Source organism: Rhizobium sp. Leaf311, assembly GCF_001423445.1.
In the GTDB taxonomy this organism is placed as follows: Bacteria; Pseudomonadota; Alphaproteobacteria; order Rhizobiales; family Rhizobiaceae; genus Agrobacterium.
In genome coordinates this window covers 143,356-167,185 of the sequence record NZ_LMNZ01000024.1, presented here as the reverse complement: position 1 = coordinate 167,185, position 23,830 = coordinate 143,356, and the positions used below count along the sequence as shown (strand labels likewise).

Sequence of the window (23,830 nt, the reverse complement as noted above, 5' to 3'; positions counted from 1 at the left end):
TATCGATCTTTTTATTGTCAGTCCGGTTCGAACACTGGTTGAAGGTTGGTAATGAGGTTCGATCAAGATGTCGAAATCACGATTTCAATCAGGTTCGGTCGACCCGATGACACGCCCTCTTGGATTGCTGAGTGAATTTCATCTGCTCGATACACCCGGCGGGCAGTGATGCCGAAAGCCGTCGCAAGCGCTTGAAAGTCTATGTATGGCGTATCAAGCTCCATGCCTGCGATCGTGGAATTTCCTCCTGTCTCATAGCCTTGAGCGACAGAGTATCGTTTGAGAATATTGTATTCCGCGTTGTTCATAATGACGAATGTGACGGGCACGCCCAGTCTGGCTGCAGTCCACAGAGCCTGTGGCGCATAGAGAGCCGAACCGTCTCCCAGGAGGGCAACGACAGGCGAGCCGGGCGATCCCAGAGCCGCTCCCACGGCGGCTGGAAGACCCCATCCGAGAATGGCACTTCGCATGAACAAGTATCGGCGCACATTGATTTTTTCGAGAAACGACCTCACGTGCAGCATGGTCGCTGGCGCTTCATCGACGACGATCACGTCCGTGTTCAGCGCGTTTAACACCTCGCCAGCGGCCACGAAGGGACTGATCGGCGTTCGTTGCTTTTGCTCTTCAAGCTGTGCCTCCAGACAAGACAATCGCACTTCTCTCTCGGCCGAAGCAAGCGATCGGTGGGTTGCACGGGCTTGCTCATGATGGCCGTTTGCATCGACAAGCAGAAGACCGAGAGCGTGCAGCGATGTTTTCAGGTTACCGACACATGCAAGTTCCGTCGGGTACGTGCGACCCGCCTCGTTTCCATCATGGGTGATCTGATAGAGACGGCAGCGCTGCGGCAGGGCCGGACCATCGCTGTAGAGATAGGATATGAACGGATTGTCGCCGATAACAAAAACGGCGTCTAGGTCGGAGAGCACGGAGCGCATTTCCGAAGCCGTCGTTGGAAGGTTGCCCTTCCATAAGGGGTGTGAGGCAGGAAATGACATTCCACCTGGCCATGACGGGCCATGGACTCGCGCGCCAAGAAGATCGACGACGTTGACAAGTTCCGCGATCGCGTCACCGGCATTCACTTCGTCTGTCGCAATAATCCCCAGGCGTTCCGGCTGTATCTCCATCAAAGCAAGAGCCAGATCTTTCAAGCCACCGGCAGCCGCGGTTCGGTTTACGGTGGAAGGCTTTTCTACAAGATCAGTCGTCTCTCCCGTCAGCACGTCAATAGGTAGAGAGAGAAATACGGGGCCAAGAGGCGGCGTCATTGTCGCTTCCAGCCCTCGCCGGAGAAGAGGCGCAATTTGATGCGGATGGAGCACTTCCCGTGCCCATTTCACGACGGGAGCCGCCATCCCGACCGCGTTGCCATAGAGAAGGGGATCGCTGAAGCTGTGTCTGGTATCCTGCTGGCCAACCGTGACGACCATAGGCGTCTTGGCGATTTGAGAATGAAGAAGAGCGCCCATGGCATGCCCGAGGCCACCCGCCGTATGAAGATTGACGAATGCTGCGCTACCACTCGATTTGGCGTATCCGTCCGCCATGGCAACGACCGCCGTTTCTTGAAGCCCAAGAACATATGTCATTTCGGGAAACTGCCGAAGGGCATTCATGATGGGCATTTCTGTCGTTCCAGGATTGCCAAATATATATTTGACGCCTGAGTCTGAAAGCACCTGTAAAAGGCGCTCTGCACCTGTAGTCATATTCACTCCTGGACAGTCTTACTTCAGCAGCATGGCGTCGGCCTGTGGGCTGGCGTCCATGCTCTGACCTGTTGTCACCAAATTTTCTTGGCGATAGATTTTCGGGTATTGGGCGCATCCAATGAAAGAGCATCGTGCGCCCTGGAGGGGTTTTGATCAGTTATCCCATATGGCAGGCCATGCTTTCACAGGCGCTGCTATGCAAGGACGTCTTCCACTCTGATCGGTAATGTGCGGAGCCGACGTCCCGTTGCGTGCCAGACCGCGTTGGCAATTGCAGCAGCCACGCCTGTCATGACGACCTCGCCGAGACCTTTGATACCAGTGCTGTTGATAAGGGGATCTGGGCGGTCAATGAACTCGACTTCCGTGCGACCGATGTCAGCGTTTACGGGAACGATGTATTCGGCGATATCGGTGTTAAGGAAACCGCCATAACGCGGATCAACTTCAGTTGCTTCCCGTAACGCGGCTCCGATGCCCCAGACAACGCCCCCTTTGACCTGGCTCTCGGCAGTGCGCGGGCTTATCACGCGACCGCAATCGGCCACGCTTACGACACGCGCAACGCGGATCCGCCGCGTTGTCGGCTCGACGCGAACTTCAACGAAATGGGCGATGTAACTATAGCTTATGAACTCACGGTAGATCGGCCCCCATGGTGCAGGACGTCCGGAGTGAAGCGCTTCGGCGAGTTGTGCGGGCTGCCCCGGTGCGCGCCTTTCGATGCGGACTTCATAGCTGTCCAAGCCCTGTTTTGCGATGGCCGATTGCGGATTGGGTCCGAGTTCCACAAGAAGCTTTTCGGCTGCTTGCTCAGCCGCTGGAACTGCCGTCGCCGTTCCCCACGAACCTGCGGTCAGATGCTGGGGCGCGCCACGCGTGTCGCCAATGACGGCATCCACCTTGGCAGGATCGATGCCAAGTTTCCGGGCAACTGCATTTGCCAAGGCGGTTCGAATGCCCTGACCCATCTCGTGCACACCGACCGAGACTGTGACGTCGCCATCCCGCGACATTTTCAGTGTTGCCACCGCAGCCGCGGTGGCGGCCTTATAACACCCGCACCCCACACCCATGCCGATCAGATCACCGTTTTCCGCTTTCATGGAGCCTGGCTTCGGGTTGCGCGATGACCATCCGAACCGTTGTGCTCCACGTGTAAGGCATTCGTTGAGGAAACGTGAGGAGAGAGGCAGGCCGGAAACCGGATCTTTGTCCGTATCCAGCGATAGCCTGTATTCCACCGGATCACGTTCGAACCGCGCCGCCATCTCATCGACGGCTGTGTCGAGAGCAAAGGATGCGAAGTGCTCATATGGTGCCCGCATATATCCCGGCGTTTGCACATCCGTCTGCACGATCCTCTGGAAGCCCTTGAAATTCGGTATCCCGTAGAGCCGTGCCGCTGCGCTCGTATAGTCCAACGGAAAAAGGTCATGCCGTGAGCTTTGGGCATCGACATCGTAGAGAGCCGATGTAATGCGGCCATCCTTATCCGCACCGAGCCGAACTCTGTGACGTGATTCAGGACGGAAGCTCGCATTGGTAAAAAGCTGGGCACGGGGAACCACCATTTTCACCGATGCGCCAAGCTGCCGTGCGGCCCATGCCACAAGGGTCGTCTGCATCTGCATGGAGTTCTTCTGTCCAAATCCTCCGCCGGCATGTGGAGAAATGACCGTTACGTTCTCCGGAGGAATCCCGAGGCTTTGCGCCACGCCGAATTTTATCGCGCCAGCATTTTGCGTGCCTTCATGAATGATGAGCTTGTCATCTTCCCAGGTCGCAACAGTTGCAACCAGCTCTATGGGATTTTGATGTTGAGGGGGGCTGTAGAAGCTCGCATCGACAACTTCAACAGCGCTTGCCAGGGCGGTCACGGCATCTCCGGCAACAGTATCGGCAAAGAGTTGTTGCGGCAGCGGAGACTCTGCCTGCGCAATGGTGTTTGTTCCACTGCTCGAGATTGACGCAGCGAACGGCTCCTTCTCGTACACGACGCGGATCAGAGTGCGTGCATGCAGAGCAACCTCCAGCGTTTCGGCTACCACCATGGCGATCGGCTGGCCACGATGCGCGATCACTTCGCTCGCCAAGGGATTGAGGCTCTGGAAGGCATAGCCACCACCCAGGAGAAAGCCAGCGGGCTTCAGGCCCTGAACATCCTCGTGCGTGACCACCATCTTCACGCGTGCCAGAGCGCGGGCCGCTGAAACGTCGATCTCGGAGATCTTACCCTTGGCAACGGTTGCAACTGCGAAGACGGCATGCAGCTGCCCCTCGCTTCGCATGTCGGCAGCGTAGATCGGAGCGCCCATGACTTTGGCATGTGCATCGACGCGAACGATATTGGGAAACTGCGTGTCTGCCATGTTTCAGATCCTTGTCTTTGCAATCATGAGGGCATCGGCAACGACCCGCGCCCCAAGCTCGGTCTTGAAGGCGTTGTGGCGGGTGGTTGAGGCGCCGACGAATGCTGCACGACCGGCTGCCTGTGCTGTATCGTCATTCAGGGGACGACCGATGAGTGCTTGTTCCGCGGCTGCCGATCGCCATGGTCGGGTAGCCACGCCTCCCAGCGCTATGCGCACATCCCGAACAATCTCTCCCTCCATTTCGATGCCTACCGCTGCCGAAACGAGGGCGAAGGCATAGGACTCGCGATCACGGATTTTGACGTAAGTGGACGAGCGGGCGGCTTTCGTCAGCGGTATATGTATGGCCTTGATGAATTCGTCCGGGCGCAGATGGGTCTCCAGATGGGGAGTTTCGCCGGGCTCCCGGTGAAGATCGACAAGATCCAGCTCCCTTGCGCCAGATGGACCTGTAATTTCGACCCTCGCGTCGAAAGCGGCCAGTGCCGTTGCGAAGTCACCGGGATAAACGGCTATACATGCATTCGATCCACCGAAAAGCGCGTGGTTTCTATTCAGACCCTCAAGCGCTGCGCAACCAGATGCTGGCTGGCGCTTGTTGCACGCATAAGGTTCACCATGGCGAAAGTAGCTACAGCGGGTTCTTTGGAGCAGATTGCCGCCGAGGGTTGCCATATTCCGCAGCTGCTGCGAGGCTGCCAGCATGAGTGCTTCTCGCAGGGCAGGGGACCGCAGACGAAGCGTCTCGTTTTCGGCGGCCTGGCTCATACGGAGCAGTGAATCCAGTATCAGCGTGTCGTTTTCGACGCGGATCGGCTGGGGGGCAAGTCCGCTGATATCGACAACCCTCACAGGATTTTCGACATCCAATTTCATCAAGTCGTAGAGGGTGGTGCCGCCTGCGAGGATGCGTGTTCCCTCATCGCGAAGCGCCTTATTGACATCATCAGCACCGCTGGCCCGAAAATAGGAGAAAGGATGCATGTTCAGCTCTCCATCTTCGTGCGAGCATCTTCGATTGCGCTCACGATGTTTTCATACGCACCGCATCGACAGAGATTGCCGCTCATGAATTCCTTGATTTCCGCGCGAGATGCGGCGTGGCCCTCCCGCACACATGCTATGGCAGCCATGATCTGACCCGGTGTACAATAGCCGCACTGCATGGCGTCATGATCGATGAAAGCCTGCTGCATCGCATGCAATTGGCCCTCGCGTGCGATGCTTTCGATTGTCTCAACCAAGCGTTTCTCGCATTGCACGACGGGTGTGAGGCAAGATGCGACGCGTGCGCCATCGACGTGAACCGTACAGGCCCCGCACTGGCCGTGGTCGCAGCCTTTCTTTGTGCCAAAGAGACCTCTTGTTTCGCGCAGAAAATCCAGCAACGAGGTCCGGGGATCGAGTGTTTCGGCCACCTCCTGACCGTTGACCCTCATTGAAACCGGCACCCGATCAAGATAATCGATTGTTCCAGTGGTCGGTTGTTGCGCCGCCGCTGTAGAAATCGATCCCCATGTGAATTCGGAAACGCCGAAGCCAACCGCCCCGATCACAACTTCCCTGCGGGTGAAACCAAACTCCTGATTTCCGTCTGCTTCTATATTCTGTGGCACGATTGGCTTCTCCTGATGTGTCTTGACGAACTCAGCGAATAAATTGCTTGCGATCGTCGTATCTTCAGATCCGACCCGGAACTTCGAGTGGGCATCTGGTGACGATCTCCTCAGGTGACGTCAGGTCATGTGTTCCTCACACCACGACAGAATCTCGTTTGGCTGTCTTTGGAAGTAGGCGTATCCGTCCGAAGAGCCGTTCTTGCCATCAATGCGGACCAGCTTTTTTTGGGGGCAGGGTATGGCGTCGTAAGCAGTGTGGATGTCGTCCGGGTTTCTGCTGCAATCGCGCGTTGCCTGATAGAGTAATGTGGGAATAGCCACGCTTTTCGCCCACGGGATTGGGCTGAATTGCGCAATTTTAAAACCGGTATTCAGAAAGACCCGGTTATCAAGATCATCGAGACAGCAATGCGGAATGCCTAGCCTCTCGAACGCCCGGTTCAGCACCGCCTCGACGAAAAATGGCTGAGCGCAAACCATAAAACGAACGTCCACAAACACATCGGGTCTGCGCGTCATAGCAAAGAGTGTTGCGTTTGCACCGACACAGCGACTGAACAGTCCGATCGACATGTGACGCAAATCGTGGTGGCTGCGGACATAACGTAGCGCTCCGATCACGTCTCGCGATTCATGGCGGCCACCAGAAAAGACGCTGCCATTGACTGCACCGACTGGCCCGAAATTTCGCAAATCGTAGGCAAGGATATTGTATCCGGCGTCGGTCAGAATTTTATAGTCCGCAATGAAATCGCTCTCAGGGCCTTTAGCCGTCCGGCTGCCGAACAAGGGTATCAAATGAGGCGGTAAGTCAGCGCGGTCCAGCCAACGTGGATGGTTGGCGATAATGATCTTTCTGGATCCTGAGGCGGGAATGAACCAACCTTGAAGCGGAAGTCCGTCCTCGGACGGAAACCAAATATGCTCGAATTCAAGTCCACACGCATCCGGATACCGAAGAGTCGGCGCCCGTGGCCATTCAATGAAACTGTCCGCTATTCCCTGAAGAGCATTTTGCGAAGCGTCTTCATCGGGCTTTAGCTGGTGTTGTGCACGGGCCATCATTGAGCTCCAAAGAATATGACTGCGAACTTCCCATCATTATCTGCGACCGTCTGGTCTTCCAGTCTGTTTCTGCTATTTGCCGATCCTGCGAAATCAATTAGCAATATGACGAAAGTCCCCAACTGCTGTGGGTTTAAGGTTGTTGGATTGCGCAAACTTACAATCCGGTCAGTGTTTGCCGCGCACCGGAGAGGCGCTTCTCACGGTCTATCCTGCGGTCGATCTGTAGACGGTCGGCGTCGCTCCAAAATGATTGGTGAAGACCGTTGAGAAATTGCTGGCACGCGTGAACCCGCATCGATAACCGATTTCGGCGACAGGAAGCTGCGACGTCCGCAGCAGCCGTCGCGCCGTCTCCAGTCGCAATTTTTGGAGGTATTTGAACGGTGTCGAACCTGTCACCGCGCGGAACTCACGCAGGAAGTGATGTTTACTCAGACCCGCCTCGGCCGCGATGTCGTGAAGCGTTAGTGGCAAGTCCAATGAGACGGACATGTATTCCACTGCCCGTCTTAGACGACGGTCCGTAAGCTGGTGGCTCGTACGGCCATCATTGTCAGGGTTCCACCACGCGGCATGCTGCGAAAGCAGATGGGCACTCAGAAAACTGACGGTTTGTTCGGCATAAAGGCTTGGCGCACCAGCGGTAAGGGCGCGCGTGAGTGCCAAGGTCGTATGAAAAATCGTTTCGTCGGAGAACACCAATGCATTCAGGTGTCTATCGATGTCGCGAGCACCGATGCGGCGATAATCTTCTGCAACCTCGTCAAGGACCACTTGAGCGAGATAGAGGTGAGCCGTTTCCGCGAAAGGGTCACTTTTTTGAACCTCAAATTGTAGCCGATTGGTCTGGTGTCTGGCCGTGAGACCGCCGCATCCGACCTCGTAAAATGCATGCTGCCATCGTCCATTCGTCAGAACCTTCACGGACGAGCAACCTTTAAGCTTGACCACCAGTGAGATGTCGCCGGTGCTGTGTGTCTCGAAGATGCTCGACTGCCCATACCCTCGCTGGACATCGAGCAACAGGTCGGACCAATCCAGTGTTCTGCTGGACTGCATCAGGCTACATGGCTGGGACTCGGATGAGAGCAAACTCTCTGGATCGAAGCGAGGCTGCCGGGTTTCCATCAGATTCAACTCTTTCGCAGATGTGCCAAATTCCAGGTGTTTGCTTTGCAAAGCACTTGCTGGTTTTTCGGGTTTTCGCTCACCTGCTCAAAGCAGGCCTTTTGCTGCCCGTTCTGTGACAGCGCGTCTTCTGGCAAGCGGCGCCACCATGGCGCTTCTGGCGGCCTCTACCAAAGCTTCGGGTGCCTCGGCAGGCGATCCTGTCTTGAATGGCGGCTTTGGATCATACTCGAGCGCGAGCTGAATCCCCTGTGCAATATCGCTGCCGTAAAGATCCGCGACGACGGTCAAGGCGAAATCTATGCCTGACGTAACCCCGGCGCCAGTGACGCGGTTTCTGTCCCATACGACGCGCTCGTGTACAGGCTCCGCACCCAGCAGCGATAGCTGATCAATCGAAGACCAGTGCGATGTTGCACGATAGCCTTTCAACAGCCCGGCAGCGCCAAGGATCAGTGAGCCTGTGCAGACGGACGTTACGAGTTTTGCGGTGCTCGCAACGCGCTTCAGGAAAGCCAATGTTTCCTGGTCTTCCATCAGATCGACCTGGCCCGGTCCACCGGGCACGCATATGATGTCGATGGGTGGGCATTCGGCAAATGTCGTGGTGGGCACAATCGCCAAATTTGAGTCCGACAAAACGGGTTCACGATTTTTCCAAATGAGATGAACGGTCATATCTGGAGCTCGCGCAAAGACCTCGTAAGGTCCGGTAAGGTCGAGCTGGGTCAATTGCGGGAAAAGAAGAAATCCAACCGAGAGTGCGTTTTTTGTGGTCATGTAAAGAACCTTCCAATAATTCGCGCTTCGTGCATGCGTACGACGCTGGTTCTTAGAGATATCGGGACACACGATTGCCTCGCGCGTCCCGATGCAATTGTTACTTCGCAGCTTTTTTGATCAGGTCTGCAACCGCTTTCGGATGAGAAACCATCACAACGTGGGATGCGTCGGGGATGACAACCGTCTGTTTGGAACCGGCGCGATCAGCCATGAACTTCATGCTCGCTGGTGGAATGTTCTTGTCGCCACTTCCATAGATGAACCATGAGGGAATTGTTTTCCAGGCAGGCTCGCCTGATGGCTCGTCGAGAGCGGCGTTCGTTACAGGTCGCTGCGTTGCGGCCATCAGCGCCGCTTCGTTGCGGGAAACGTCGTGTGCGAACTGCTGATGAAACTTCTTCTGATCGATATAAAGATCCGATCCTCCCCCGGCCAATCCAACAGGCTCGGCCAGAGCCGATGCCAGGGAACTCCCGGGGTACTTGCCGGAAAGTGTTGCGGCTGACTCGCCGGTGTCGGGTGCAAAGGCCGAAACAAATACGAGAGATTTTACATTTGTATGACCTGCGGCCGCTACGGAAATGACCGAGCCGCCGTAGGAATGGCCGACCAGCACCACAGGCGTTTTGATGCTGTCGATAATCGAGGAAAGGTATCCGGCGTCAGATTTCACACCGCGCAAGGGGTTTGCGACGGCCACTGTGCGAAAACCGTCTTTCGTCAAAGACTTGATGACACCATTCCAACTGCCGCCATCGGCGAAAGCGCCGTGAACGAGAACAATGGTCGGTTTGTCGGTGTCTGCTGCCTGAACGGGTGAAGAAAATACAAGGGCAGCGGCGATCCAAGCCAAAGCAATCTTATACATAGTCTCTCCTACGTTTTGGAATCATAGAGTCATGAAAAAGTGAACGTGAAGGCGGACAGTATTCGCGTACGGCGATACCCGTCTTATCGAGGCATATTCATCATACAACAACTGCCGGTATGGTTTCAGCTGGTGTAAGCAATCCTACAGGCGCCGCGACATGCGGTGTTCAGTAACGCCTTTTTAAACCCCGTCAGGATGAGGCTGCATTTCTCTGAAAAGAACTGAGAGAGCGCGACGTGCGAGCGGCAACTTGAATGCGTTGTGTTTCGTCGGCATGGCCCCGTTAAACGCGATATCGGCGACATGATCGGCTGGGTTCGGGCTTGCTGAGATATCGTTTTCTGCCATTTCAACGCGCCACGGTTTGGGGGCCACGCCTCCGAAAGCGACACGGCTCGCCGTGAGCTTCGATCCTTCGAAATGCGCAACCAATGCGATCGACACATTTGCGAATGCGTATGACGCCCGATCTCGAAGCTTGAGATAACGCTGAGTTCCTCCAACAGGCTTCGGAAGCTTCACGGCGGTGATCAGTTCACCTGGCCGCAATCCGGTCTCAATGTGAGGTGTCTGCCCCGGAAGAACATGCAGCTCCGCAATGGGTATTTCCCTTGCGTTACCGTCGGGGTTCAAAGTCTCGACAACCGCATCCAGTGCTCTGAGAGCGACCGCCATATCGGAAGGATGTGTCGCAATACAGGAATCGCTCCCACCAATGACGGCAAGATTACGCGAAAGTCCTTCCAGCGCGGCGCATCCGGACCCTGGCTGCCGCTTGTTGCAAGGAAGATCGGCGGAATAGAAATACATGCATCGTGTGCGTTGGAGCAGATTTCCGCCAACAGTTGCCTTGTTTCGCAATTGGCCCGATGCGCCCGATACCAGAGCGCGCGCTAGAACGGGATAGCCAGTGCGGACGCGCTCGTCGGTGGCGACATCGGTATTGCGAACAAGAGCGCCAATCCGCAATCCGCCTTCTTCCGTATCCTCTATACGTTCAAGACCGACGCGGTTTACATCGATCAGGTGTGGAGGCGCTTCTATATTGAGCTTCATCAAATCGATGAGATTTGTGCCTCCCGCAATATATCTTGCTCCGGGTGTTCGCGCGAACGCCTCGACTGCTTGAGCAGGATTCGACACCCGCTCATAGGTGAAATATTTCATGGTTCCGTCTCCAAAACTTCCCGGATCGCTGCGACGATGTTGGGGTAGGCGGCGCATCGACAGATGTTGCCGCTCATACGCTCACGGATTTCCTCGTCAGAGCCGTCAGGATGGTTGATGTCCTGCGTGACATGGCTCGGGACGCCTCGCTGCAGTTCTTTGAGTGCCCCGACCGCCGAACAGATTTGACCGGGTGTGCAATAGCCGCATTGAAGACCATCGTGCTTCACGAATGCCGCCTGCATCGGATGCAGGTCATTCAAGGAGCCCAGTCCCTCGATCGTCGTAATGTCATCGCCCTCATGCATCACGACGAAGGATAGACAACTGTTTATGCGTCGGCCTCCGACAAGTACGGTGCAGGCTCCGCACTGCCCCTGATCGCAACCCTTCTTTGTGCCGGTCAAACCAACAATATCTCGCAGCGCGTCCAGCAACGTCATTCGAGGATCGACGTGCAGTAGAACGTCGACACCATTCACGGTAAGGCTTACATCCATCTTATCCGATGCAGACTTTGAACCCTGGTTCATGCGGAACCTCACTCATCAGGCCGAATGATGGACGATGCTTCGGGTCCGACAACTGTCGCCCATTCCCGTATGCGCCAGCTGCGTACAAGTCCATTGTTGATGTAGGGGTCTTTCTTGGCGAATTTCTCAACGACGTCGATGCTGTCTGCCTTGAAAAGGATGACGCCGGTATCGAGCGGATCCGTGAGAGCACCCGCAAGAATGAGTTCGCCCCTGTCGACAGCGGCCCAGGCCTTTTCAAGATGAGCGTTCCGAAACTCGGGTCTGCGTGCTTCATAGCTCTCACCGAATTCCATAAAGAGAATATAATGCTTCATTGATCATCCCTCGTAGTTGAGCTTATCGAACTGAATAGGAAGGGCGCGCGCCCGGCAGCCCGTTGCGTCGTAAACGGCATTTGCAATGGCAGCGGCAACGCCGACGATCCCGATCTCACCGGCGCTTTTTGCGCCCAGAACGCCGGTGCCGGGATCGGGGAGCCCAACAAATGCGACATCGATGTCGGGAATGTCGGCGTTTACAGGAACAAGATATTCGCCAAGGTCAGTGTTGATGTATCGGCCGAACCGGTCGTCGATATGCGTTGCTTCCCAAAGTGCCTGACCGATCCCCATCGTGGCCGCCCCTATGATCTGGGATTTCGCCGTCACCGGGCTGAGGACCTGACCGACATCAATTGCGCTGACAAAACGTCGGACCCGAATAGAGCCGAAATCCGGATCGACAACCACCTCGCAAAAATGTGCCGCATTGCTTTCGACGCTCACCGGCAGAGCGCCATCAGGGGAAAAACTTCCAAATCCTTCAATGGATCCGGTGTCGGTTTTCGACAGAGCCCCCAGAAGTTGGTCGTTACCGACATCCGGCGAGGATGATGTGAGAGACCGTAGCTTTGCCTTCAGGTCTTCACACGCCAGCAAAATTGCTCGTCCAACGCTTGCGACGATACGTGACCCCCCGGCTTGCGGGGCGAAGGGCAGGTCGGTATCCCCAAACTGTAGTTCCACGTTTTCGGCTGGTATCCCTAGTGCCTCCGAGACAATCCGCGGCATCACCGTCGTATTTCCCGTGCCAATCTCCGAAAGTCCGGTGGCAATGACGGCATGCCCGGAGGGATAAAGCACAACCCGCGCGGTTGCGGCAGACGCGTATCGTGGGTAACTTCCGCATGCCATTCCATGGCCAATGAGAAGCCGCCCCTCACGTCTACCGCGACGTTCTGCGCCTGCTCGCCAACCAAACCGCGATGCTCCGACCTCGTAGCACTGCTTCAATGCCGTGCTTGACCAGGGTTTACCCGAATCCGGGTCTTCGGACGCGAAGTTTCGCAGGCGAAGATCGACAGGGTCGATCTGCAGTCTGACAGCAAGCTCGTCCATAGCGGTTTCGAGTGCGAACGACCCGGTACTTTTTCCCGGTGCGCGCATGGAGGTGCCAGCGGGGAAATTAAGGTGTACCAATTTCGTCGTGACGGAAACATTGGTACAGGCATAGCGGCTACGCGTCCTGCCGACACAGCCTTCGACATATTCATCGACCATTCCGCTTTGAACGAAAGCCTCGTGTTTTATGGCCAGAAGCTGGCCTTTCTCATCGGCCCCTAATGTGACGTGCTGAACCAGTTCCGGACGGTGCCCAACACCCGTGAACATCTGCGGTCGGGTCAGAACCAATTTTACGGGTCGCTCTACGAGGCGCGATGCCAGCGCCGCGATATATCCGTGAGGCCAAAGCTGAAGCTTGCAGCCGAAGGCGCCGCCTACAAATTTTGAAACAACCCGCACTTTTTCTTTTTCCAGGCCGAATGCGCTTGCGAGGGCAGCGGCGACGATGTGAGGACCCTGATTGGCGTCATAGACGATCAGTTTTCTATCTTCCCACATGGCAAGCGTTGCGGGCGCTTCTATTGGATTATGATGGGCGGCAGGTGATCTATAAGTCTCGCTTACGATGACAGATGCGGCTTTGAGCGCATCATCCACGTTGCCCCGCTGGGACGTCGCCGGTTCACCGCCTGGAATTTGTCCGGTCTGCGGTTCGCGTGCTTGGTGCGCATGCGCCTCCAACCCCACCTGGAGATGATCTTCAAAATATTCGATCTTGAGCGCGTGTGCGGCATAGACTGCGTTTTCAAGCGAATCTGCGATGACGGCTGCGACTGGCTGGCCTGCATAGCGAATGGTCGAATCCGCCAGCGTGAGGCTTGCGCCATGATCTGGTCGGCGCAGTATTTCTTCAGGCGTCGTTGGCCAAGTGGGTGCAGCATCACCGCGCAGTTCCGCTGCGTTCAGATGTGAGACAACACCCAGGACACCTTGGCATTGCATTGCAGTGTCGAGATCAATTGAGACGACGCGTCCGCGGGCGATCGGGCTACATACGAGGGCGGCATGGGTGAGATTGTCCACCTTGTGGTCGGCGGTATATTTTGCCGCACCGACCACTTTGAAAGGCGCATCAGTGCGTACCAATGACGAGAAGTGCGGCGCTGCTGAACTCTCGGGTAACGATGCGTGCGAAAAGTTTGATCCCATCCAATAACTCCGTAGTTCGCTCCGTCGGCATGCGGATCGAAGGTCTTGCCGTGCGGGGATAGAAATAGCTCAACGGCTTGGAATGTTTCGCGCCAATTTGTCGCTGCAACGCGGACAGAAAGGCGAGAAAGATTGCGGACGGCCAGTATCGAAGCACCAAACATGGGACGCTTGGTGCGTCGCGTTTTCGCGCCGCCTCGCCCTAGCAAGTGGCATGGACAGTCTTGGCCAACAGGGGGCGGTCGTGCCCTGTGGCAGCGGAATCAGACGTTCTTGGTGCTGGTCCGGCTCACTTAGCGGCTGGCCGCTTTAAGCGCGACAGCGCAAACTGCTTAAAAGCCTCGACTGCTGGAGATTTGTATTCATCGACAGACGTGTAAATGAAAGCGGGCCAGTAAAAATGGTTCCACTCCGGCATCACCTCTACCAATTCCCCTTTGAGAATGAGTTCTTTCGCAACGAAGTCGAGCAGGCGAACGATGCCGTAACCATTCAGAGCCGCCGCGACAAGCGACGGCGCATCATTCAGGGTTAGGCCACAATCTGGGGAAATCGACTGCCGTTCCCCTGTCGCATTGACAAAATCCCATGCGTAAGGCTTGCCGGTTGTCGCGTCGATCATACGAATACAGCGATGATTGCCCAGAATGTCGCCAGGAGCAGACGGTCTGCCGAACCGCTCAATATAGGCCGAACTTGCGCAGGTGACCACGCGGCTTGTCAGCAGGAGCTGCTTGTCGAGATCGTTGGATTTGGGCTCTCCGAACCGGATTGCGGCATCGACACCTTCTGAAAGTAGATTGTCGATCCGGTCTCGTACAAACAAATCGACCTTTACCTGAGGGTTGTCCGCGAGAAAATCAGGCAGGATCGGGATCAGGAGATAGGGACCCAACGCACCGTCTGTCGATACGCGCAATCGCCCCCTGACATTCGTTGCCGAAGCGGGTCTTGCAGTCCGTCCCAGTGCCTCGAGCAACGGAGTTGTCTCATCCAGAAAAGTTCGTCCCTGATCGGTCAGTTTGATCGCGCGTGAGTTGCGGTCGAACAGCCGCATGCCGGTTCGGTCTTCGAGCCGGCCGATCGCTTTTCCAATCCCCGACCTCGACAAGCCAAGCTGTTCGCCTGCCTTCGCATAGCTGCCTGTTTTGGCAACAGCAACGAACACAGTAATGCCCGCGATTATTCTGCCGTCGAATATCAAGGGCGTCCTCCGTTTGCAGGGTCATGGTTCGGAAAGAAAATAAGCGGTAACGGTCAGACGCACATGCTCATTTAAGTTTCAGACGCTGTAGATTTTTTTCCTAGCTGATTTGCTAGAACGCGAACCGTAAATGTCTGGCCGCCTGCGACTTTTGGTCAGTGAGAATGCTGCGTGTCAAACTTCCGCTGGCAGTCTTCTATGGTGTCGATGTTGGCCAAAGTCCACTGAAAGAGCGTCGAAAAGGGCTCTTTCAGTGACTGACCAAGCGGACTCAAGGCATATTCTACACCAAGCACGCGTCCGGGCAAAACCCGACGCGTGATCATGCCATTGCGTTCCAGCTTGCGTAACGTCTGTGTCAAAACCCTTTGTGTGACGCCGTCCAACTGCCGCTTGATGGCGTTGAAGCGTTTCGGCTCGTTTAAAACCTCCCGCACCATCATCGACCATTTATCAGCAATTTGATCAAGAATCACGCGGCTTGGACAGTCCGCTCGATAAACAATCTCTACGTCGCTAATCGGTATTCTCCATCATCCTAGGTATGTTTCAAGTGCGTAATTGACGACTAATATAACGAATACCATCTTGTATCGAGCAGGCAAGTCCGCTGCGCGGGCTCATTTTCAGTACAGCCAGGGATGGAAAAATGAAGTTAGAACGTCTCAATTTGTTCTCTGAAAAAGGTGTGGCAACGATCACGATTCACAATCCACCGGTGAACGTTCTCGATGTCGCGTTGATGAAAGAACTGCGCCATGTGCTTTTGACGATGCGCGATCGCTCCGACATTCGCGTGCTGGTGTTCGAGAACGCCAATCCTGATTTTTTCATTGCGCATGTCGATATGACACTCATCGATGAGCCGCATGCATTCGACGATATTGCTCGCGAAGCACCCGAAGGACTGAATCCATTCCAGGCGCTTGGTGAGTTGATCCGGGAACAGCCTCAGGTCACCATCGCAAAGCTCGCAGGAATAGCGCGGGGCGGCGGCGCGGAATTCGTTACTGCCGCCGATATGGTATTTGCGGCGGAAGGCAAGGCGGGTCTCGCGCAATGCGAGGCGCTCATGGGTATCATTCCAGGAGGCGGCGGCACACAGTATCTGGCAAGCTGCATGACAAGGGCTCGCGCGCTTGAAATTATTCTTGGAGCAGATCTGATTGATGCCGAAACCGCAGAAAGGTATGGCTGGATAAACCGAGCCATACCTTTGGAGCAGCTAGACAGCTTTATCAGTCGGTTGGCGAACAATATCGCGGCCTTGCCCAAAGGTGTGATTGCTGCTGCGAAGTTGGCAATGCCTGTGCCTGATCTTGGTGCTGGCTTCCTTCGGGAGCACGAGGCCTGGGCAGGTCTGTTCGCAAAGCCAGCGGCTGCAACGCTCATTCGGGGTGGCCTCGCAGCCGGGGCGCAAACACGTGATGGGGAGCTAGATTTGGAGGCGTTGCTAAGAGGTCTCAATGGCTATAGCTCTGTTGATGCGACCGTCCGTAACAATTGACAGGCAACTGGAAGCCAGTTCGAAGGCGGACATTTTAGAGCTTGATTCCATGATGCCGCGTTTGTTTGTTTATCCCTTGCCACGACCCGCCTGATGTCATTTGTGGTAACGGCCATTTTTCCGGAGGAGATTTGGAATGTTGGAAATGCCTGATTCTGCCTTGCAGCAAGCTCCCATGCGGGCGTCGACAACCGACGATCCTCAGAAACTCCTACTTTTCGCCATCGAGGCATCGACTGTGGGACCTGTGGCGCTCGCTACGCTTGTCGAAATTCGCGGCGGCGCAGCGAGAAGTCTCGGCTCTAACCTTGTGGTGACGGCTGACGGACGCTTCTATGGTTACGTATCTGGCGGGTGCGTAGAATCGGCGATCGCAGCTGAAGCCTTACTCGCTATAGCCGAGGGGCGTGATCGTGTGGTCAAATTCGGGGATGGTTCGCCGTTCCTGGATATTGTTTTGCCGTGTGGAGGCGGAATCACGGTCGCTATCCATCTTTTACGGGACCGGCGCACTCTGCACACTCTCCTGAACCGTATTGAAGGCAGGACTCCCGTTCCCTGTGCTACTCGCCGCGTGCTCAAGCACTTCGACTAACAGAAGAGGTTGAACGGTCCGGGTGGATTACAGATGAGTTCTCGACCGCTTATCGCCCGCGGACCCGGGTCGTCGTTTTCGGTCAAACGGGCGAGTCTCAAGCGGTTGCTCGACTGGCAGAAGCTTCTTCCTATGATGTCGTTCAACTCGTCTGTTCTGCAGACGCCGCAAGAAATAAAGAAATTATAGACCGCTTTACAGCAGTCGTCCTCGTCCATCACGACCTCGACGCCGAGGCGCCTGTGCTTGAGCAGGCCCTTCATTCCGAGGCTTTTTATATCGGAGCACTCGGGAGCAGTCGCACGCATAAAAGGCGGGTCGATTATCTGACGGGGCGAGGTTTTGGACCGGGGGACATTCAAAGAATCAAAGCACCCATCGGCATCTTTGGTCCCACGCGTGATTCTATCTCACTTTCGCTGTCCATTCTGGCCGATATCGCGGCAACTCGTCTTACGATTTTCGGATAACGTAGTGCGCCGCTCTCGAAATGAGGTCTTGCGAGGAAGCCGAAGCTCTGGCCGATCCCCAGTCCCGATAGCAGCGCGTTTAGGTGTGCGGTGCTCTCGTTGACCGAAATGCCGATGGAGATCGGAAGATAACCGCTCCGCTCATCGCCGCGGTGGGACTGCAGAGGAAACCTCTTTCCAGATGACGCGGAGAAGTAGCTGACGATCCGATGAGCCCGTATATCTTCCGGCTGTTCCGGTAATCGCAGTCCCTCCAGATAGGCAGGCGATGCACATATGACGTAATCCAGTTCGCACAGCTTGCGCGCCTTCATAGAAGAGTCAATCAGCGCTCCACCGCGGATGACGCAATCGATTCCCTCACTGATGAGATCGGCAGCGCGATCGCTGATGCCGAGCATGAGCTCGATGTCCGGGTATTGGTGCTGGAAGTCTGAGAGCGCAGGAATGAGGATCTGATTTGCCAGTACGGAGCCGATGTCCACGCGCAGCTTTCCCTTGGGCGCGCTCCGTGAGCCGCTAACAGTGCCGTCCATGTCTCCGAGGTCGGCAAGGAGCTTCAGCGCTCGCTCATGATAGGAGACGCCCTCGGTGGTAATTGTGACAGACCGCGTGGTGCGCTCCACCAGCTTTGTCCCCAGATGCGCCTCAAGATCCTTTACTAGCTTGCTGACGGAGGACCGGGGCAAGTTCATCATATCAGCAGCCTTGGCGAAGGAGCCAGCTTCTGCGACCCTGACGTATGGCGAGAATTTGATCCACAGGGAACCCGGCAGGCAGTTGGAGGTATTTTCATCTATACCTCGTCAGCGAGGAGCAAATACAGATTTTTGCAAAAGGGGAATAAATTTGCACCATTCGATGGGACGTTGAAGTCAATTAGATGTCTGACTCCGTTCAACTCCAGGCCATTTGCACGGCCCCAATGGTCGCAACATACGTCGCTACGCCGTGAGTACATCCCGTTACTCTTTTTCAAAAACCGCCGTTGACGCTCGCAAGTAATGTTACCTTCAAGTCTACGAAGATGTCAGTCGGGCATCGGCGATGTTCCATTGTCTTCGGAGATCGGGACGACAACAAAATTTATATGGTAACCTGTCCATTGTCACCCGGAATACCAGAAACAATGCCTAATCTCTTGCCATGCGACTGTAGGATGGCACGCAGGTATGAGATTATTGGTGAAAGAGACGGTTCGCTGATAACCAACGTTCGATGGCGCCACTCACGGCTTCTGGCTGCTCAACCATTAGCATGTGTCCCGCCTTGATGATTTCCTCAGTCAGATCAGCGCAGTCGCTTCTCATCGGATCAGCAAAATGGCCGCTTACGGTCTGACAGACAGCGTCCCACTCACCGTGAAGGAACAGCGCGGGCAGCGAAATTCGTCCGAAGTGTGGTGCCTCGTCGGCGAAAATCATATTTGCCGTGTCATTCATATACCAGGCATTCGCACCGGAAAATCCGGTGGCAGTGAACGCGGAAACAAAAGCCGAAAATTCGTAATCTGTCAGGATCGACGACGACGGATCGGGAGGCGGAAGCGGCTCTGAGAACCAGCCGCCCCTGGAGCGGACGTCGGCAGTGATCGCGGGCTTTCCGAAAGCCTCCTTCCGTGATGGTTTATACAGCGCCGAAAGGGTCCGGGCGACGTCTGCGTCCATTTGCGCAGCTGCTTTGCCAAACTGCTCACGGTAGAACAGCCAGTAGTCCCATTGCCCGACCGGATAACGAGCCCGCGGATAAATGTCACGGTCGACGAGACTGACAAGATTGGCAAATGCATGACCTCGTGCCATGTATGGGACAGAGAGACCGACGACGCCGCGGCAGCGGTACTCGTGATGGCTCGCCATGCTCCATGCAATCGGCGCGCCCCAATCGTGTCCTACCCATATGGCTGGCGCTCCACCGAGATTATCATGAAGCTCGACCATGTCGATGACGATCTCTCGTATCGTGTAGCTGCAGATATCTGTCGGCACGGACGAGCGGCCATAGCCACGCATGTCGGGCGCGACCGTGCGCCAGCCAAGGCGCGCAAAATGTTCGAGCTGCCGATGCCAGATTACTCCGAGTTCCGGCCAGCCGTGGAGGAAAAAGATCAATGGGCCATCGACCGGACCCGATTCGATCCAGGCTGTGCGATGTCGCGCGGTTATATGAGAGCTCGTCCGGAAGCTTTTAGGGTCTTGCATTGGCTAATCTCCACTTCATTGGGGCGGCGGTAAGAATCGCCGATCAGTGCGGGTTGGGCATCCGCGTCAATGCAACCAGTCGCCAGTCCGCCAATGCCGCGAGCCGATGAGGCTCAGCGTCACGATGATATTCTTTGCTGTCCACCATGTGTCTGAATGTCGCGAAGTCCGGGTATCGAATGAGTGCAATATCGTCCCAAAGCTCGTCGGCCGGCGCGACAAGCAGGCTGCCGACCTTTCCGATCCAGAATGGCTCAATTCCATATCCCTCCGTGGCATTGGCGAAGGCAGGTATGTAGCGTGTGAAATAAGCTTCCCGGCCGGTACACGGTGCATATGTCTCGTCGCTTTCATAAATCGCTTCGTTCCTGTAGCGCAGCAGATTGAGCATAAAGATTGGCTCGGCTGCGGGAAGTTGGCTTTCTGCCCTGTCAAGTATTGCTAGCAGATTGTCGGTCGCAGTCATGACGATAACTCCTTTTTGAGACATAATCCTTTTGCCCGGTGGCCTTCGAGATATCGCGATATTGCAAGGCATTGTAGTAATGGAAATGTCATTGCTATAATGCCACCATGGCAATACCAAGCGCACAAAGCAGCCTTCTGAACCTTTTACAGTTCGTCCGGATTGTAGATGCGGGATCATTCGCGGAGGCGGCAAGGCGTGCCGGGACGTCTACGTCCGCAATGTCGAAAGCCGTAAGCAGGTTTGAGGCGCTTCACGGCGTAAAGCTGCTGCATCGAACAACCCATTCCATCTCGCTGACGCACGACGGCGAAAAGCTACTCGATGGTGCGCGCAACCTGTTAAGGCAGGCCGAACGACTTGAGGCATACATCGGAGAAACCGCAGCAGGCAGCTCTGCAGGACGGGTCCGGCTTGCCGCTCCCGGACCATTTTTAAGAGCCTGCATCGCACCCATGCTTCCAGCTATATTGAAGGCGAACCCGAACCTTGAACTTGAGATCAAGGTTGATGATACTGGTCTAGACCTTGCCGCAGAGGGGATTGATGTTGCCATCCGCTTTGGAGACCTCTCTGGACAGCCGGGGCTGATCGCAAAGCGCTTGGGGGCGTTTCCATATATTATTGCTGCAACACCAAAATATCTCGAGTTCATGGGCAGGCCTAAATCACCTGCCGATCTCGAAAGTCACCATCAGATCGGATATCGCGATGCGTCAAACGGGCAACTGTCACCGTGGCTGTTTTGCGACAATTCCGGAACAGGCGCTGTGACAAGGATGGTTCCGCGAAACCGGTTTGTGGTTGAGGACATGACCGTCGCCTGGGCTATGACGCTAAGAGGGCTTGGGGTGAGCTGGTTGCCGGCTTGGTGTGGCTCTAAGGACATCAGTTCGGGTCGCGCAGTTGAGGTTTTGAAAGATTGGCGTTTACCGGAGACGCCTGTCTACGCAGTACAATTGGACCGCAAGCAGGTACCGCAGAGAACACGAGATCTGATCGACTTGCTAGCTCTGCGGGCGAAGAGCTGGGATTACTCATGACATCATAAACATTTTAAATGGCTTAAAGCGTAAGGGTACAGGTCGGCGGTTCGATTCCATTCAAGGCAGAGACGACCGGCAGGGCCCATGCAGATGCGGGGCTTGGTTTGCATCTGCATGGGCGATGTGGATCAGCCATTCATCCGAGTGGCTATGCAGCTTCCCAAACCTGATTGAGGATTTTCGCCGCAAGTGCCGCTTTGTCCTGCGGCAGGAAGCGACCGTAGTGTTGCTGAACGACATCCGGTGTGTCCTGGATGGCATAACTCGCCTGCTCGTATGACCCGGTCTGCTTTAGGATATGGGTTGCCAGAATATCCCGAAGATTATGCGGTCCGTGCGGCAGCAGGCCCTTGATGGCTCCGCGGCCGGTATAGGGATTGTAGATGCCGTAGCGTTGGATCACTGTCCGCCATGCTTCATAGAATTTGGTGGAATCGTATGCCGCGTCCAGACTGGTCGTCTTCACCGTCTTGACGAAAAAGGTGCCGGGATCTTTCGCTGAACCGAGCAGCACACCGCGATGGCAATCGATATAGGCCTCAAGATATTTGTAGAGGTCGAGCAAATCCGGCAGGATCAGGCGAAACGGCTTTTGTCCGAAGAATGATGAGCCTGAGTTCTTGAAGGCGATTGATGGGATGAGGACCTCCCATCCGTTTTCCCGATCGCTCCAGCGCAATTCACCGCATTTCATATCCTCCAGCCGCCGCTCTGATGTCGGAAAATGCCCACGCGGGCACAAACGAAGCTGGCGAAGGTTCTTTTGTCGAAGCCCAAGATGAAGACCCAGGCGAAGCAAAAGGAAAGAGCGGACCGCTTCGGCTGCTGCTCGAGGATAGCGATCTTCATCCGGCATGCGCTTTAGGATTTCATCTGTAATCTTGCGGTACTCCGACAATGGGCTGTCTGCCTCAAGGATCACCATGATCGGCTCGAACGGATCGCGATGCACGCGCATGACACGCTGGATTTCCTTCGAGCGATTGGCAGCGTGCCGGTGGAACGCATCGCAGGCGCCGTGCCAGTCACGCCTCGCAAATTCTATCTCCTCCGGCGCGATCAGCCCTTCGATTGGCTGAACCTTCTTCAGGAGCTCCGGATGCTGGCGGATCCAGCCCGCCTCCGCCCGCGTGAGAGCTTGCGCCACCATCAGCATGTCTTCTTCCCACTTGGTGTAGAAGCCGCGGCGCTGCTCCCGCCATTGGAGGTACCAGTCCCAGACGCCCGGGAAGATCAACAGGCCAAAGGTTAGTTGGCGGAGCGGCACACCGCGCCCTTTGACGACGCTGGCGGGTGAGGCAGCGAGGGCACCGAACATGAGGCCGAGATGCTCGACCTTCTGGGATGCGGTTTCCTCTCCCCAAACTCCATTTCGTTGGAAGCCGATTGCGGTCAGCGTCGATGTCTTGAAGCGGATCAGATCGGCCATCTCCATAGCCAACCGCGGCGGCGCATCGACGACGCCGGACAGGAGATCAGGATCTTCAAAGGCCTCGGGATTGTGACTCGTGCTGTCCGGGTTTATTTGTGGTCGTGGAGACAGGGTGCCTACGCCATAGGTGATGCCTGGAAACCGAATTGCATAACGCTGTTTGATTGCCGCCGCCTGGTAGCGACGATAGTCGGTTGAGCCCGAGATGATGAACCGGCGCACCCATTCGATGATTTCCTCCCGCTTGGAGAACGGCAAGCTGCTGAAATTATCCGGAAGATGCCATGCAAGTCGTCGCCGCTCCGCAGCGCTGATGTCGCCCATATCATGGCCGTATAGGGAGCGGGATTGGTGCGGCAGCTTCCCTTTGAAATACCCCTGTCCCAGTCGGTAGCGCCGCTCTATACGGGACAGGATCTCGAAGCTCGTCAAAGATCGCGGCACGCGCTCGCCCTGAACCCACGACAGCAAAGTCTTGTCATCGAACGTCTCGCCCAGGCGAACGACGGCGCGGTAGAGTTGCCAGTAGCTCTCGCCGAACCGGCGCATGTGATAAACGAGCGCATCGTTAAAGCTCGCCGGATCATCGGTCGCCTCGAACAATGGCTCAGGGAATGGACTAATTGGTTTCGGTTGTGGTCCCCTCTGCACTGACGAAGAGGTAGCCGGGGTCTTGTCGGAGAGGATCTGTCGCGGTCTGAAACGCGTCGCAGTTTCCACCTTGCGCCGAACGGTATTGCGCGATTTCGTGCGTGTTTTCGTCGACTGTATGTCATCGGCGGCAGGCGGTTCTCCGAGCCAGCGGATAATCGCGTCCAGTCCCGGACGGAGCGCCTTCTTCAAATCGGCTGTCAATTGGTTTTCGATCCCGCATGCCTCGCCAATGGCCGTCCAATCCATACGGCCACTAACGATCGGTGGTGGCCGGCGGTGGATGACAAGACCAACGAGATAGGGCCGAATGCTTTCCAGAACTCGCTGTGAGGCGATTGGCGCGATGCGCACCTCGCAGAAATCCGAGATTTTTCGTTGAAAGTGATGAATTGAAAGATCGTGTGTTGCCATGCTCTTATTCCATATCTCTCGAATACCGGTGTCGAGGGCGGGCGG

General features: G+C 55.8%; 20 protein-coding genes and 1 pseudogene. 3 read left to right on the top strand and 18 right to left on the bottom strand.

From position 1 onward, the window contains the following. Positions 1–62: 62 nt before the first annotated feature. From ASF69_RS22140 to ASF69_RS22075, 14 genes are all read right to left on the bottom strand, one after another. On the bottom strand, positions 63–1,718 hold the full coding sequence (locus ASF69_RS22140; RefSeq protein WP_062590707.1) for a thiamine pyrophosphate-dependent enzyme: 1,656 nt from the start codon (positions 1,716–1,718) through the stop codon (positions 63–65). A gap of 197 nt (positions 1,719–1,915) precedes the next feature. Then, on the bottom strand, positions 1,916–4,093 hold the full coding sequence (locus tag ASF69_RS22135; RefSeq protein WP_062590705.1) for a xanthine dehydrogenase family protein molybdopterin-binding subunit: 2,178 nt from the start codon (positions 4,091–4,093) through the stop codon (positions 1,916–1,918). A 3-nt stretch (positions 4,094–4,096) separates the two neighbouring features. Further along, complete coding sequence (locus tag ASF69_RS22130) at positions 4,097–5,080, bottom strand: xanthine dehydrogenase family protein subunit M (RefSeq protein WP_062590704.1); 984 nt, start codon at positions 5,078–5,080, stop codon at positions 4,097–4,099. Between the two features lie 2 nt (positions 5,081–5,082). Beyond that, the gene (locus ASF69_RS22125) at positions 5,083–5,712 is read right to left on the bottom strand and encodes a (2Fe-2S)-binding protein (RefSeq protein ID WP_244475564.1); all 630 of its coding nucleotides are present in this window, start codon (positions 5,710–5,712) and stop codon (positions 5,083–5,085) included. A 120-nt stretch (positions 5,713–5,832) separates the two neighbouring features. After that, positions 5,833–6,777, bottom strand: coding sequence for an alpha/beta hydrolase (locus tag ASF69_RS23695; RefSeq protein ID WP_062590856.1), 945 nt, complete (start codon positions 6,775–6,777; stop codon positions 5,833–5,835). 210 nt (positions 6,778–6,987) lie between these two features. Next, complete coding sequence (locus tag ASF69_RS22115) at positions 6,988–7,842, bottom strand: helix-turn-helix domain-containing protein (RefSeq protein WP_162238106.1); 855 nt, start codon at positions 7,840–7,842, stop codon at positions 6,988–6,990. 156 nt (positions 7,843–7,998) lie between these two features. Beyond that, complete coding sequence (locus tag ASF69_RS22110; RefSeq protein WP_062590701.1) at positions 7,999–8,691, bottom strand: DJ-1/PfpI family protein; 693 nt, start codon at positions 8,689–8,691, stop codon at positions 7,999–8,001. Positions 8,692–8,791: 100 nt separating this feature from the next. Then, positions 8,792–9,562 (bottom strand): alpha/beta hydrolase, encoded by a 771-nt coding sequence (locus ASF69_RS22105; RefSeq protein ID WP_062590700.1) that lies wholly within the window; start codon positions 9,560–9,562, stop codon positions 8,792–8,794. 183 nt (positions 9,563–9,745) lie between these two features. After that, the gene (locus ASF69_RS22100) at positions 9,746–10,732 is read right to left on the bottom strand and encodes a xanthine dehydrogenase family protein subunit M (protein WP_062590698.1); all 987 of its coding nucleotides are present in this window, start codon (positions 10,730–10,732) and stop codon (positions 9,746–9,748) included. Continuing rightward, a complete protein-coding gene (locus ASF69_RS22095) occupies positions 10,729–11,265 on the bottom strand; it encodes a 2Fe-2S iron-sulfur cluster-binding protein (protein ID WP_082469833.1) in 537 nt (178 codons plus the stop codon). The genes ASF69_RS22100 and ASF69_RS22095 overlap by 4 nt, the downstream gene beginning before the upstream one ends. Before the next feature lie 8 nt (positions 11,266–11,273). Further along, positions 11,274–11,582: a YciI-like protein gene (locus ASF69_RS22090; protein WP_062590696.1), complete on the bottom strand. Its 309-nt coding sequence runs from the start codon at positions 11,580–11,582 to the stop codon at positions 11,274–11,276. Between the two features lie 3 nt (positions 11,583–11,585). Continuing rightward, complete coding sequence (locus ASF69_RS22085) at positions 11,586–13,799, bottom strand: xanthine dehydrogenase family protein molybdopterin-binding subunit (protein ID WP_082469832.1); 2,214 nt, start codon at positions 13,797–13,799, stop codon at positions 11,586–11,588. Positions 13,800–14,088: 289 nt separating this feature from the next. Continuing rightward, entirely contained in the window at positions 14,089–15,003 is a 915-nt protein-coding gene (locus ASF69_RS22080) for a LysR family transcriptional regulator (protein ID WP_062590693.1), read from the bottom strand. Positions 15,004–15,158: 155 nt separating this feature from the next. Further along, complete coding sequence (locus ASF69_RS22075; RefSeq protein WP_280136395.1) at positions 15,159–15,479, bottom strand: helix-turn-helix domain-containing protein; 321 nt, start codon at positions 15,477–15,479, stop codon at positions 15,159–15,161. A gap of 173 nt (positions 15,480–15,652) precedes the next feature. Here ASF69_RS22075 and ASF69_RS22070 point away from each other — a divergent pair, with 173 nt between their 5' ends. Further along, positions 15,653–16,510, top strand: coding sequence for an enoyl-CoA hydratase/isomerase family protein (locus ASF69_RS22070; protein WP_062590689.1), 858 nt, complete (start codon positions 15,653–15,655; stop codon positions 16,508–16,510). 136 nt (positions 16,511–16,646) lie between these two features. Beyond that, positions 16,647–17,575, top strand: a pseudogene (locus tag ASF69_RS22065) (XdhC family protein). Here the strand turns inward: ASF69_RS22065 and ASF69_RS22060 are convergent. From ASF69_RS22060 to ASF69_RS22050, 3 genes are all read right to left on the bottom strand, one after another. Beyond that, a complete protein-coding gene (locus tag ASF69_RS22060; protein ID WP_156462154.1) occupies positions 17,464–18,273 on the bottom strand; it encodes a LysR substrate-binding domain-containing protein in 810 nt (269 codons plus the stop codon). The pseudogene ASF69_RS22065 and the gene ASF69_RS22060 overlap by 112 nt on opposite strands. 480 nt (positions 18,274–18,753) lie before the next feature. Beyond that, complete coding sequence (locus ASF69_RS22055; protein ID WP_062590687.1) at positions 18,754–19,776, bottom strand: alpha/beta hydrolase; 1,023 nt, start codon at positions 19,774–19,776, stop codon at positions 18,754–18,756. Positions 19,777–19,819: 43 nt separating this feature from the next. Next, positions 19,820–20,242, bottom strand: a complete 423-nt coding sequence (locus ASF69_RS22050) for a hypothetical protein (protein WP_113260194.1) — start codon at positions 20,240–20,242, stop codon at positions 19,820–19,822. 107 nt (positions 20,243–20,349) lie between these two features. Between ASF69_RS22050 and ASF69_RS22045 the strand changes: the two genes are divergently transcribed. After that, positions 20,350–21,285, top strand: coding sequence for a LysR family transcriptional regulator (locus ASF69_RS22045; protein WP_062590683.1), 936 nt, complete (start codon positions 20,350–20,352; stop codon positions 21,283–21,285). A 151-nt stretch (positions 21,286–21,436) separates the two neighbouring features. Here ASF69_RS22045 and ASF69_RS22040 read toward each other — a convergent pair whose 3' ends face one another. Beyond that, positions 21,437–23,785, bottom strand: coding sequence for a hypothetical protein (locus ASF69_RS22040; protein ID WP_062590682.1), 2,349 nt, complete (start codon positions 23,783–23,785; stop codon positions 21,437–21,439). Between the last annotated feature and the right edge of the window lie 45 nt (positions 23,786–23,830).